10 protein-coding genes are annotated in these 12,653 nt (G+C 74.7%); 5 read left to right on the forward strand and 5 right to left on the reverse strand.

Translation table 11 applies throughout. The annotated features are described in order from the left end of the window. On the reverse strand, positions 1 to 981 hold the full coding sequence (locus AB0J72_RS37615; RefSeq protein ID WP_363407672.1) for a hypothetical protein: 981 nt from the start codon (positions 979 to 981) through the stop codon (positions 1 to 3). Between the two features lie 123 nt (positions 982 to 1,104). On the opposite strand from AB0J72_RS37615, the gene AB0J72_RS37620 reads away from it, so the two are divergent. The 3 genes from AB0J72_RS37620 (at position 1,105) to AB0J72_RS37630 (ending at position 7,457) form a co-directional block, all read left to right on the forward strand. After that, entirely contained in the window at positions 1,105 to 3,720 is a 2,616-nt protein-coding gene (locus tag AB0J72_RS37620) for an ATP-dependent helicase C-terminal domain-containing protein (protein WP_363407675.1), read from the forward strand. Positions 3,721 to 3,973: 253 nt separating this feature from the next. Beyond that, a complete protein-coding gene (locus tag AB0J72_RS37625; RefSeq protein ID WP_363407678.1) occupies positions 3,974 to 5,266 on the forward strand; it encodes a DUF1254 domain-containing protein in 1,293 nt (430 codons plus the stop codon). A gap of 85 nt (positions 5,267 to 5,351) precedes the next feature. Then, the gene (locus AB0J72_RS37630) at positions 5,352 to 7,457 is read left to right on the forward strand and encodes an MMPL family transporter (protein WP_363407681.1); all 2,106 of its coding nucleotides are present in this window, start codon (positions 5,352 to 5,354) and stop codon (positions 7,455 to 7,457) included. A 40-nt stretch (positions 7,458 to 7,497) separates the two neighbouring features. Here AB0J72_RS37630 and AB0J72_RS37635 read toward each other — a convergent pair whose 3' ends face one another. The 4 genes from AB0J72_RS37635 to AB0J72_RS37650 form a co-directional block, all read right to left on the reverse strand. After that, complete coding sequence (locus AB0J72_RS37635) at positions 7,498 to 8,403, reverse strand: hypothetical protein (RefSeq protein WP_363407684.1); 906 nt, start codon at positions 8,401 to 8,403, stop codon at positions 7,498 to 7,500. Beyond that, positions 8,400 to 8,918 (reverse strand): NADAR family protein, encoded by a 519-nt coding sequence (locus tag AB0J72_RS37640; protein ID WP_363407752.1) that lies wholly within the window; start codon positions 8,916 to 8,918, stop codon positions 8,400 to 8,402. The genes AB0J72_RS37635 and AB0J72_RS37640 overlap by 4 nt, the downstream gene beginning before the upstream one ends. Before the next feature lie 86 nt (positions 8,919 to 9,004). Beyond that, on the reverse strand, positions 9,005 to 10,156 hold the full coding sequence (locus AB0J72_RS37645) for a HAMP domain-containing sensor histidine kinase (protein WP_363407755.1): 1,152 nt from the start codon (positions 10,154 to 10,156) through the stop codon (positions 9,005 to 9,007). Positions 10,157 to 10,170: 14 nt separating this feature from the next. Further along, a complete protein-coding gene (locus tag AB0J72_RS37650; RefSeq protein ID WP_344512378.1) occupies positions 10,171 to 10,827 on the reverse strand; it encodes a response regulator transcription factor in 657 nt (218 codons plus the stop codon). A gap of 129 nt (positions 10,828 to 10,956) precedes the next feature. Between AB0J72_RS37650 and AB0J72_RS37655 the strand changes: the two genes are divergently transcribed. Together AB0J72_RS37655 and AB0J72_RS37660 are read left to right on the forward strand one after the other, a co-directional pair. Continuing rightward, positions 10,957 to 11,571 carry a hypothetical protein gene (locus tag AB0J72_RS37655; RefSeq protein WP_363407687.1) on the forward strand — a complete coding sequence of 205 codons (615 nt, stop codon included), beginning with the start codon at positions 10,957 to 10,959 and terminating at the stop codon, positions 11,569 to 11,571. Next, entirely contained in the window at positions 11,568 to 12,641 is a 1,074-nt protein-coding gene (locus tag AB0J72_RS37660; protein WP_363407690.1) for a peptidoglycan-binding domain-containing protein, read from the forward strand. Before AB0J72_RS37655 ends, AB0J72_RS37660 begins: the two co-directional genes overlap by 4 nt. Positions 12,642 to 12,653: the final 12 nt, after the last annotated feature.

The raw sequence follows: 12,653 nt of genomic DNA on the forward strand, positions 1-12,653 counted from the left end.
TCACCCGCGTGCAACCAGCGCCGAATCTGCGCTGGACCTGCGCTGGACCCGTCCGCACCAGGTCAGGAGCGCGACCGCGGCCAGCGCGAACCCGGCGTTGCCCCACCACCGGACCGGGTCGTCCGGCCGCATCAGCCAGGTCAGGACGAAGCCGAGCCACGCGTACGTCAGCAGCACCCCGCCGACGAGCGCGATGTGCCGCCCGTGCGTCCACCGTGGACTCCGGGCGAGCCGGGAGACGACGACGGCGGCGAGCCCGAGCAGCGCCACCCCGATCCAGACCCCGGCCCAGCTCTCCGGCACCACCACGAACGACCCCGACAGCACGAACCCACCGGCCCCGGCCAGCCACGCCTTCGGCACCCACCCGCCCGCGCCGCGCGGTCCCGGCCGGCGGGTCAGGAACGCGGCCACCACCAGCAGCGCCGCCACCACGGCCGCCCCGGTCAGCTGCGCCGGCGTGGCGAGGAACCCCGACGAGTCGTGCAGCTCCTTGAAGATGATCCAGAGCCCGCCCAGGTACGCCAGCGCCGTCACCACCAGCCCCGCCGGTCCGAGCCACGGGGTGCGGCGCCGGTCCGGCGTCAGGTGCTCCACCAGCGCGATCGGCAGGGTGATGCTCCACACCGCGTGCCCGACGACGAACGCCATCGAGTTCAGCGCGCTGATCCCCAGCGCCGGCACGGGCGTCACCGACTGGAAGTCGTGCCCCTCGAACGCCGGGTTGAACAGCGACTGGTCCGCCAGCCCCGCCTCGATCACCCCGTACGCCGCCCCGAGCAGCAGCACCGCCGGCCACCCGAACCCGGCCCGCCGCACCACCTCCCTGATGAGCAGCGCGCCGGCGCCGTACATCGGCACCAGGAACGGCAGCGCGGCCAGCTCCCGCACCGAGATGTTGCCCAGCAGGTACTCCCCGACGAACGGCGCCAGCACGAGCAGCCCGGCCACCGGCGCCATCTTGCGGATGAACGCTCCCATGCCTCCAGTCCACCGCCCCGCCACCGCCCCGCCTACCGCCGAAAGTCGCTCCCCACCGTCACCTTCCGCCCACCACCGCCCCCCGGCCACGGGTCGTGGCCGGGATGGGGTAGGAGTGGGGGCGTGGGTGAGCTGGCGGTGGAGCGGGTGCTCGGGGACGTGGTCTCCGTGCTCGGGGGTGGGGCCGGGGTGCTGGTGGCGCCGCCGGGGAGCGGGAAGACGACGCTCGTGCCGGGGGTGCTCGCGGGGGCGTTCGAGGGCAGGGTGGTGGTGGCCGAGCCGCGGCGGATCGCGGCGCGGGCGGCGGCGCGCAGGATGGCCGAGCTGCGGGGCGAGCGGGTCGGACAGAGCGTGGGGTACAGCGTCCGCGGCGACCGCAGGGTCGGGCCCGGGACGCGGGTCGAGGTCGTCACGACCGGGCTGCTCGTGCAGCGGCTCCTCGCGGACCCGGAGCTGGCGGGGGTCGGGACCGTGATGATCGACGAGTGTCATGAGCGGCACCTGGACACGGATCTGGCGCTCGGGTTCCTGGTGGAGAGCCGGCAGACGCTGCGGCCGGAGCTGCGGCTGCTGGCGACGTCCGCGACGGCCGACACGCAGCGGCTCGCGGAGCTGCTGGAGGCGGGCATCGTCGCGGCGGAGGGGTCGCCGCACGAGGTGGCGGTCGTGTGGTGCCCGCCGGAGCGGCCGGTCAGGCCGCCGCACGGGCTCAAGGTCGACCCGGTGTTCCTGGACCACGTGGCGGCGGTGGTGCGCAGGGCGTGGCGGGAGACGGCCGGGGACCTGCTGGTGTTCCTGCCCGGCGCGGCGGAGATCGCCTCGGTGCGCGGCAGGCTCGCCGACCTGCCCACGGACGTCCTGCACGGCCGGCTGCCGGCGGCGGCGCAGGACGCGGCGATCAGGGCCGGCGACCGGCGCCGGGTCGTGCTCGCGACGGCGGTGGCGGAGAGCAGCCTGACGGTGCCGGGAGTGCGGGTCGTGGTCGACGCCGGGCTGGCGCGGGTCCCACGGACGGATCATGCTCGCGGTCTGGGTTCTCTCGCCACGGTACGAGCGGCGAAGGCCTCCACCGTCCAGCGCGCCGGGCGGGCCGGACGGGAGGGGCCCGGCGTCGTGTACCGCTGCTGGTCGCAACTGGACGACGAGCGGCTGCCGGCGCAGCCCGAGCCCGAGGTGGCCGTGGCGGAGCTGAGCGCGTTCGCCCTCGCGCTCGCCTGCTGGGGGCACCCGGGCGGGGTGGGCCTCGCCCTGCCGGACGCACCGCCGGACGCGGCGATGCGGGTGGCGCAGGAGACGCTGCGGGCGCTCGGCGCGGTCGACGACGCGGGGCGGGCGACGCCGCGCGGGCACCGCATGTCGCGCGTCGGCGCGCATCCGCGGCTGGCGCGGGCGCTGCTGGACGGCGCGCCGGCGGTGGGGGCGCGGAAGGCGGCCGAGGTGGTCGCGATCCTCGCCGACGACACCCTCGCCAGGGGCGACGACCTCGCCGCCGCCTGGCGCCACCTCCGCGACGCCCGGGACCCCCGCTGGCGCGCCGAGGCCGACCGCCTGCAGCGCAGCGCCACCCCCGACGCCCAGCAGCCCGCCACCGACGCCCCGCCACGCGCCGCCGCCGACGCCCCGCCACGCGCCGCCGCCACCGACGCTTTGCAACGCGCCGCCGTCGACGACCAGCAGCGCGACGTCGCTGAAGACCAGCAACGCGCCGCCGCCGGTGACCGGCAGCCCGCCGCCCACGCTGGTGACCGGCAGCGCGCCAACCAGGACGGCGGGCGGAGGCGTGCCGCTGGAGGGGGCGGGGCGGCGCCCGCGACGATGCCCGACGACCTGGTCGCGGGGCTGATCGTCGGGCTCGCCTATCCGGAGCGGCTCGCCCGGCTGCGCGGCGGCGCGTACCTGATGGCGGGCGGGACCGAGGCGGCCCTGGCGCAGGGGTCGGCGCTGACGGGGCACCCGTGGCTCGCGGTCGCCGTCGCCGACCGGCAGCCCGGCAACGCCTCCGCCAGGGTCCGGCTCGCCGCCGCGATCGACGAGGACACCGCCCGCGAGGCCGGCGCCGCGCTGCTGTCCACGGTGGACGAGGTGACGGCGGAGGGCGCGGAGCGCCAGGAGCGGCTCGGCGCGATCACGCTACGGCGGCGCGAGCTGAAGGACCCGCCGCGGGAGCTGGTCGAGCGGGCGCTCCGCGAGGCGCTCGCCAAGCAGGGGCTGCGCTGGACGAAGGAGGCGGCCCAGCTGCGGCAGCGGATGGACTTCTGCCACCGCGTCCTCGGCCCGCCGTGGCCCGACGTCAGCGACGCCGCCGTCATCATGCACACCGACCTGAGCCGCGTCACGAAGCTCTCCGCGGTCGACCCCGGGACGACGCTCCGGGCGATGCTGCCGTGGCCCGCGGCGGCCCGGCTCGACGAGCTCGCGCCCGAGCGGCTGCCGGTGCCGAGCGGGTCGCTCGTCAGGCTCGACTACAGCGACCCCGAGGCGCCGGTCCTCGCGGTGAAGGTCCAGGAGGCGTTCGGCTGGCTGGAGACCCCACGCATCGGCGACGGCCGGGTGGCGGTCCTGCTGCACCTGCTGTCGCCCGCGGGCCGCCCCACCGCCGTCACCCGCGATCTGGCGTCCTTCTGGCGCACCGGATATCCGCAGGTCCGGGCCGAGCTGCGGGGCCGGTACCCGCGCCACCCGTGGCCGGAGGACCCGGCCACCGCCGTTCCGACCAGGCGCACCAACCCGCGCAAGTGAACCCCGACCAGGCGCACCAACCCACGCAAGTGAAACCCCGGCCAGGCGCACCAACCCACGCAAGTGAAACCCCGGCCAGGCGCACCAGCCCGCGCAAGGGAAGCACCGGCGGGCGCGGGACCCCGCGCGGGTGAAGCCAACCGGGGCCGCGGGAACCCGTGCGGGTGAAGCCACCCGGCGACTCACCCACCGGCGTCACGGCCGGCGGGCAGGCTGGAGTCCAGAGGAGGCGATCCAACTCCGGGAGGGACGCATGGACTTCCGCGCGATGGACCTGACCACGCTGGCCGCCGAGGCGTTCCAGTACGGCTACCCGCTGCTGACCAGCCTCGCCGCCGTGGAGCGGGAGGGTGGCGCGGACAACACGTTCAGGCATCAGCGGCGCTTCGACGACCGGGCCAACGCCAACCCGGACCTGCTGCACTCGACGGCGCGGCTCGACCTGTCCGGCGGGCCGCTGTGGCTGCGCGTCCCCGACACCGGCGACCGGTACCACGTGCTGCAGTTCGTCGACGCGTGGACGGACAACTTCGCGTACGTCGGCCGGCGGTCCACCGGCGGCGGCGAGCGCGAGTTCCTGCTCGTGCCGCCCGGGTGGGCCGGACGGGAGGCGCCCGGCGCCCAGGTCATCAGGATCCCGACGATGGTGACGACGCTCATCGGGCGGTTCGCCTGCGGCGGCCCCGGCGACGCGCCCGCCGTGCACGCGCTGCAGGACGCGCTGCGGATCGAGCCGATGTACCCGCAGGTCCCGCTCGACGGGCTGCCCCACCCGCAGGCGGGCGTCCCTGAGGACCTGATGTTCTTCGAGACGCTGCGGCGGGCCCTCGCGGCGTTCCCGCCGTCGCCGGCGGAGCGGCGCTACCAGCGCAGGTTCGCGCCGATCGGGCTGCTGGAGCCGGGCACGTCGCCGTACGCGGGCGCGCCGCGCGAGCTCCGCGAGACGCTGCGCGACGGGCTCGAGGCGGCCCGCGACCAGCTGGAGGAGGAGGCGACGACCCGGCACGCCGAACTCGTCAACGGCTGGACCAACGACCTGCACATGTTCGACTTCAACCTCGACTTCTTCGAGGTCGGCACGATGGACACGCCGGAGTGGACGATGCCGGACCGCGACGAGGCGCACGTGATGCGGGCCGTCGCGGCGCGGACCGGCCTGTGGGGCAACCACGCCTACGAGTCGGTCGCGCCGACCGTGCACAAGGACGCGGCCGGCGTCCGGCTCAGCGGCGCCCACCGCTACGAGCTCCGCTTCCCCGAGCCGCCGCCGGCCGAGGCCGGGTGGTCGTTGTCCATGTACGACGCGCCCGGCTCCTTCCCGGTGCCGAACCCCCTGGACCGCCGGGCGATCGGTGCGGGCACACCCGGGCTGCGGCCCGAGGCCGACGGGTCGCTCACCATCCGCATCCAGCACGAGCGGCCCGACGACGTCGCCAACTGGCTGCCGGCGCCGGAGGGAGGCTTCCGGCCGGTGCTGCGGGTGTACGAGCCGAGCCAGGCCGTCCTGTCCGGCACGTTCCAGCCGCCGCCGGTCATGCGGCTCTAGTGCTGTCCTAGTCACCTCCAAGTCGGCTGTAAGTGGCACCCGGGATGGTGTCGCTGCTGATTCAGACGACTTGGAGGCACCACATATGTCCCGCTTGCTCGGCCGGCTCGGAGGAGCGGCCGCCGCCCATCCCTGGCGCATCATCGGCGCGTGGGCGATCGTGCTCGTCGCGTTCACCGCGCTGTCCGCCGGCTTCGGCGGCACCCCGCACGACGACTACAACGTGCCCGGCACCGAGTCGCAGGCGGGCACCGAGTTCCTGCGCAAGCACCTGCCGGAGCTGGCCGGCACCGACGCCCGCGTCGTGGTCCACGGCAAGGGCAAGGTGGACCCCGCGACCCTGGAGGGGCTCCGCACCCGGCTCGCCGCGATGCCGAGCGCCGGGGACGTGTCGCAGCCGCGTATGTCGGCCGACGGCGACACCGCGCTCATCGCCGTCCGGTACACCATCCCGGTCACCGACTTCGAAGGCACCGCCGGCATGGACGCGCTGCGGGCCGCCGCCGAGCCGCTCGTCCGCGAGGGCCTGCAGGTCGAGTTCGGCGGCCAGGTCGCCGAGAACATCTCCGCGCCGTCCGGCACCGCCGAGGCCGTCGGCATCGTCGCCGCGCTGTTCATCCTGGTCTTCGCGCTCGGCTCGGTCATCGCGGCCGGCCTGCCGCTGATCGTGGCGATCAGCGGCCTCGGCGTCGCCAGCGCCGTCATCGCGCTGCTCGCGAAGGTCACCGACATCAGCGGCACCGCCCCCACGATCGCGACCATGGTCGGGCTCGGCGTCGGCATCGACTACGCGCTGCTGCTCGTCGCCCGGCACGTCGAGGGGCTGCGGGCGGGGCTGAGCCCGCGGGAGGCGGCCGCCGCGGCGAACGCGACCGCGGGCGCGTCGGTCATCGTCGCCGGGCTCACCGTGCTGGTGTCGCTGTTCGGCCTGCGGCTGGCGACGCTGCCGGTCTACTCGTCGTTCGGCTACGCCACGTTCGCCGCGGTCGGCGCCGTCATGCTCGCCTCGATCACCCTCGTGCCGGCGCTGTGCGGCCTGGCGGGCCACCGGGTCCTGCCCCGCGCGGTCCGCAAGGGCACCGCCGCGGTGCGGGACACGGTGGCGCGGCCCGGGTTCACGGCGCGGTGGGCGGCGCTCGTCGGGCGGCGGCCCGTCGTCGCGGCACTGGCGTCGCTGCTGGTCCTCGCCGCGCTGGCCGCGCCGGTCCTCGGCATGCGCACCTGGCCGCAGGACGCCGGCAGCCAGCCGACCTCCAACACGACCCGGCAGGCCTACGACCTGACCTCCGCCGAGTTCGGCGCCGGCGCCAACGGCCCGCTCGTCATCGCCGTCGACACGGCCAAGGTGCCGGACGTCGACGGTCTCGTCGCCGCCCTGCGCGCCGTGCCGGGGGTGGCGCTGGTGGCGCCGGCCGCCCGTACCGCCGACGCCGCCGTCATCCTCGTCGAGCCCACGACCGGACCGCAGGACGAGCGGACCACCGAGCTGCTCAACCGTCTCCGCGCCGACGTCCTGCCCGACGGTGCGCTCGTCACCGGGCTCGTCGCGGTGTTCGCCGACATCTCCGACCGGCTCTCCGACCGGCTGTGGATCGTGGTCGCGTTCGTGGTGGCGCTGTCGCTGCTGCTGCTCACCGTCCTGTTCCGGGCGCCGGTCGTGGCCGTCAAGGCCGCCGTCATGAACCTGCTGTCGGTCGCCGCGGCGTACGGCGTGATGACCGCCGTCTTCCAGACCGACGCCGGCGCGAAGGCGGTCGGGCTGCCGCACTCGGTGCCGGTGTCGAGCTGGGTGCCGATCCTGCTCTTCACCGTCCTGTTCGGGCTGTCGATGGACTACGAGGTCTTCCTGCTGTCCCGGGTCCGCGAGGACTGGCTGGCGACCGGCGACGCGCAGGGCAGCGTGGTCCGCGGCCTGTCCGCGACCGGCCGGGTCATCAGCGGCGCGGCGGCCATCATGGTGGCGGTGTTCATCGGGTTCGCCCTCGACCCCGACGTGACGGTCAAGATGATCGGCGTCGGCATGGCCGCGGCCGTCCTCGTCGACGCGACCCTGGTCCGCCTGGTCCTGGTCCCGGCGACGATGTCGCTGCTCGGCCGCGCCAACTGGTGGCTGCCCGGGTGGCTGGACCGCCTCCTGCCGCACGTGAAGGTCGAGGCGGCCGAGGAGCGGGAGCTCGCACCCGTGGCGTAAGGCTCAGCGCAGCCCCAGGGTGGCGCCTCAGCGCAGCGCCTCAGCGCAGCCCCAGGGTGGCGAGGACCCGCCTGACCGTCTGCCCCACCGGCCGGAGGACCGCATCGCGGATCCACCGGCCGGTCGGGGCGACGACCGACTGCCAGACCCACCGGACCGGGGCCACCACGAGGTACTTCCACAGCAGGACGACCGAGTGGTTCCACCCCCATGACACAGCCCACGCGATCCCCCGCCCGACCGGCACGACGAGGTTGCGCCAGAGCCAGGCGATGAGCAGGCCCGCCGGCCGGATCCCGTAGTAGCCGATGACGCCGACGACGAACGCGACCGCGAGCCCGACCGGCCTCAGCACGTAGCGCCACAGCGCGACCGCGAGCCAGGCGATGGCGATGCCGAGCGGGCGGATGCCGTAGCGGTACCCGGTCTCGGCCAGCCACGCGATCGCGATGCCGATCGGGCGCAGGACGAAGCGGTACAGCCCGATCCCGGTCCACCGGACCCCCTGGACCAGGGCCCAGAGGACGTAGTAGACGCCCTTGCCGAGGTAGACCCAGAACAGGCGGGTGCGCTTCGCCAGCCACACGGTCGCGTCCCAGAGCGCCTGCAGCGCGGGCGCGACCACGTGCTCGATGAGCCACGCGAGCGGCGCCGCCACGAGGTTGCGCAGCACCCAGACCAGCGGGATCCAGATCAGGGTGCGCCACACCCAGGCCAGCGGCCGGAGCAGGACGTAGTTGATCGCGATGCCGATCGGGCGCAGGACGTACCGGTAGAGGAGCCGGGGGATCGGCTCCAGGACGTACCGGCGGATCGCGACGAGCAGCTCCCACAGCAGCTTGAACGGCACGACCACGACGACCGCGACCACCCGCACCGGCCACGCCAGCCAGTCCGGGAGCGGCTCCGGCTCCGGCGCGCGGGAGTGCTTCTTCAACGACGTCATGCCGACGCCAGGATCGTGCGGGCCCGCATGAGGGCGAAGCCGAGCAGGTTGAGGCCGCGCCACAGGGCCGGCTCGTCGGCGGAGGCGTCCTGGGCGCTCAGCCCGATGCCCCAGACCCGGTCCACGGGGCTCGCCTCGACCAGGATCCGGTCGCCGGTGCCGAGCAGGAACGCGCGCAGGTCCTCGTGCTGGCCGAACTTGCCGACGCTGCCGTTGACGACGATGTCGAAGCGCTCCTGCTTCCAGACGGTCTCGTCGAAGCCGCGGACCTCGCGGCCGAGGGTCTTCGCGTCGTTGGGGTGCTCCGCCTGCAGCACCTTCGCCGCGGTGGCGTCGTCGCCGAACAGGGTGGCCTTCGACCACATCATGTAGTGCTCGGCGGACGCGTACCGCACGCCGCCGACCTGGAACTCGGCCGGCCACCACTGGCTCAGGCAGCCCGGCCCGACGGAACCGTCGCGGTTGGGCCGGTGCCCCCAGAAGTGCAGGAAGCGGACCCGCGCGTCGGTCGCCATCAGCGCGATGAGCTCGGCGGTGCTGGCCGGTGGGTCGGTCGGAACTGGCATGATCTGAGTCTGCCGGACGGTGGCAACCCGGTATGTCAGGAATCCGGCGGTGCCGTGGGCAAGATCACCGTGACGACCAGCCCGCCGCCCTCGCGCGGCTCGGCCCGCACCCGCCCGCCGTGGGCGCGGGCGACGGCACCGACGATCGACAGGCCGAGCCCGGCGCCGGGCACACCGGCCGCGACCCGCTCGGGTCCGAGCCGCCGGAACGGTTCGAAGAGGCGCGGGATCTCGTACCGCGGCACGACCGGACCCGTGTTGCTGACGGTCAGCGCGACGGTCCCGTCGGGGCGGGTGCCGCAGCTGACGTGGACCCAGCCGCCGTCGGGCAGGTTGTGCCGGACCCCGTTCTCGACCAGGTTGTGGACGAGCCGTTCGAGCAGCACGGCGTTGCCGGTCGTCGGGGCCTCCTGCGGCGCGCTGTCCACGGCCGCCTTCCCGGGTGGCAGTTGCGCCGTGACGTGCTCGACGATGTCGGCGAGGTCGACGAACGACCGGTCGGTCACCTCCCGCTCCGACCTGGCGAGCAGCAGCAGCCCGTCGATGAGCCGCTCGTGCCGGGCGTTGACGGCCAGCAGGGTCCTGCCGAGCTGCCGCAGCTCCGGGGAGGCGTCCTCGGGGTCGACCGCGACCTCCAGGAGCGTCCGGTTGAGCGTCAGCGGGGTCCGCAGCTCGTGGGACGCGTTGGCGATGAACCGCCGCTGGCCGTCGAACGCGTGGTCGAGCCGGGCCAGCATCAGGTCGAACGTGTCGGCGAGCTCCTTGACCTCGTCGTGCGGGCCGGACAGCGCGATCCGCTCGTGCAGCCCGCGGTCGGGGGCGTTGGCGATCCGGCGGGCGGTGGCGGTGACCTGGTGCAGCGGCTGGAGCAGCCGACCGGCGATCAGCCAGCCGAACGCGGTCGCCGCGGCCGCGATGACGGCGAGCGCGATGCCGCCCTGGACGAGCAGCGTCTGCCGGGTGTCGGTGGTGATGTCGTCCCTGATCCGCCGGACGAACAGCTGCCCGTCCGGCGGCGGCGCCGCGACCCCCGAGGGCAACCCGCTGACGGTCCCGCTGATGATCGCGTTGCCGCTCAGCCGCTGGTACAGCAGGACGTAGGTGACCCCGAGCAGCAGCAGCCCGGCGAGGAGGAACAGCCCGCCGTACACCAGCGTGAGCCGCGCCCGGATCGTCAGCCTGTTCATCAGCCTGGTGGTCATCACGCCACCCGGTAGCCGACGCCCGGCTCGGTGTGGACGACCGGTGGGTCGCCGAGCTTGCGCCGGAGCTTGAGGATCGTCATCCGCACCGTGTGCGTGAACGGGTCGGCGTGCTCGTCCCATGCCTTCTCCAGCAGCTGTTCGGCGGAGACCGCGGCGCCGTCGGCGCGCAGCAGCTCGGCGAGGACCGCGAACTCCTTGCGGGACAGCGGCACGTACCGGCCGTCGCGGAACACCTCCCGGCGGTGCGGGTCGAGCCGGATCCCGGCGCGCTCCAGGACCGGCGGCGCCGCCGCCCGCGCCCGCCTGCCGAGCGCGGCGACCCGCGCCGACAGCTCCCGGAACGCGAACGGCTTCGGCAGGTAGTCGTCGGCGCCGATGGCGAGCCCGGCGACCCGGTCGTCGATGTCGGCGGCGGCGGTCAGCATCAGCACGCGGGCCGCCCCGTCGCGGGCCGCCAGGGACCGGCACACGTCGTCGCCGTGGACGACCGGCAGGTCCCGGTCGAGGACCACGACGTCGTAGTCGTTGACGTCGAGCCGCTCCAGGGCGGCGCCGCCGTCGTGGACCACGTCGACCGCGTGCGCGTCGCGCCGCAGCCCCTGCGCGACCGTCTCGGCCAGCAGCGGCTCGTCCTCGACCACCAGAATCCGCATGCCTCCATGGTGACGCGTGGTGACGTCACTCCGGCGTCAACGTCCGCGGTTACGGCCGGGTGACGCGCTCCCCGCTTGACTTCGGCGCAGTGGCCGGCGAACGCTCGGCCCCCTCTCGGGAGGAACACCATGATGCGCGTCAGGACAGCCCCGGCGCGGGGTCTGTTGCTCGGCCTGCTGCTGGTCCTCGGCCTCACCGCCGCCGGGTGCGGCAAGGCCCGCGGCGGCGACAACGGGGTGGCGAGTGCCGGCGGCACGCCGACCGCGAGCGCGAGCGCCGGGTCGGGGAACCAGCCCCGGGACCCGGCCAAGGACCAGGAGAACATGCTCAAGTACGCCCAGTGCATGCGCGAGCACGGCATCGACATGCCCGATCCGCAGTTCGAGGGCGGCGGGGTCAGGATGATGCTCCCGCAGGGCACCGACAAGGCGAAGGTCGACGCCGCGAACGCCGAGTGCAAGCAGTACATGCCCAACGGCGGCCAGCCGATGAAGGCCGACCCGGAGATGCAGGAGCGGATGCGCAAGTACTCGCAGTGCATGCGGGAGAACGGCGTGCCGGAGTTCCCGGACCCGGGCGAGGACGGCGGCATCCGCTTCGAAGGCGGCCAGGGCAGCAACCTCGACCCCGGCAGCGAGGCCTTCAAGAAGGCCGACCAGGCATGCCAGCAGTTCGGCCCGAAGCGGCCCGGCGACGGCGGCCCCGCCACCAACCAGAAGACCGAGACCGGCGGCGGCGCATGACCGTCGGTCGTAGGAGGAGGAGCAGGGCGGGGCGGGTCGCGGTGGCGGTGGTGGCGGTGGCGGCCGTCGGGGCGGCCGCGGCGGCCGGGCTGGGGCTGCCCGACCGGGACAGCGACGCGGGCACCCAGGCCGCGGCGGCGCCGCCGAAGACCACGAAGGTCACCCGGCAGACGCTCGTCGACACCCAGACCGAGGACGGCACGCTCGGCCACGGCACCTCGGCGACCGTGTCGGGGCGGCTCAGCGGCACCGTGACCGAGCTGCCGGCCGTCGGCGCGACCGTCCAGCGTGGACAGCCGCTGTACAAGGTGGACGACACGCCGGTCGTGCTCCTGTACGGCGGCCTGCCCGCCTACCGGAACCTGGCACCCGGCACGGAGGGCGCCGACGTGCGCCAGTTCGAGGAGAACCTCGCCGCGCTCGGCTACAAGGGGTTCACCGTCGACGACGAGTACACCGCGTCGACGGCGACCGCGGTCAAGGCGTGGCAGGGCAAGCTCGGGCTGACGAAGACCGGCGTGGTCGAGCTCGGCCGGGTCGTCTACGCGGTCGGGGCGGTCCGCGTCGAGGAGCACAAGGCGGCCCTCGGTGACCCCGCCGGCGGGGCGCTGCTCACCTGCACCGGCACCGGGCCGGTCGTCACCGTCTCCCTGGAGGTCTCCGAGCAGCGGCTCGCGGCCGTGGGGACCGCCGTCACCGTCAAGCTGCCGACCGGCAAGACGGTGCCCGGCAAGGTCGTGAAGGTCGTCACGGTCATCACGCCCGCGCAGGGCAACAACCCGGCGGAGACGAACCTGGAGGTGACCGTGACGCCCGACGACGGCGCCGCGTTCGCCGGGCTCGACCAGATCACCGTCGAGGTCGTGTTCACCGCCTCGCGCAAGGAGAACGTGCTCACGGTGCCGGTCTCGGCGCTGCTCGCGCTCGCCGAGGGCGGCTACGGGCTCCAGGTCGTCGAGCAGGGCGCCGGCCGCGTCGTCGCCGTCGAGCTCGGCATGTTCGCCGCTGGGCGGGTCGAGGTCAGCGGCGGCGGGCTCACCGAGGGCATGCAGGTCGGGGTGCCGTCATGACCGCCATGATCG

It is taken from the genome of Dactylosporangium sp. NPDC049742, from assembly GCF_040674675.1.
Lineage (GTDB): Bacteria > Actinomycetota > Actinomycetes > Mycobacteriales > Micromonosporaceae > Dactylosporangium > Dactylosporangium maewongense.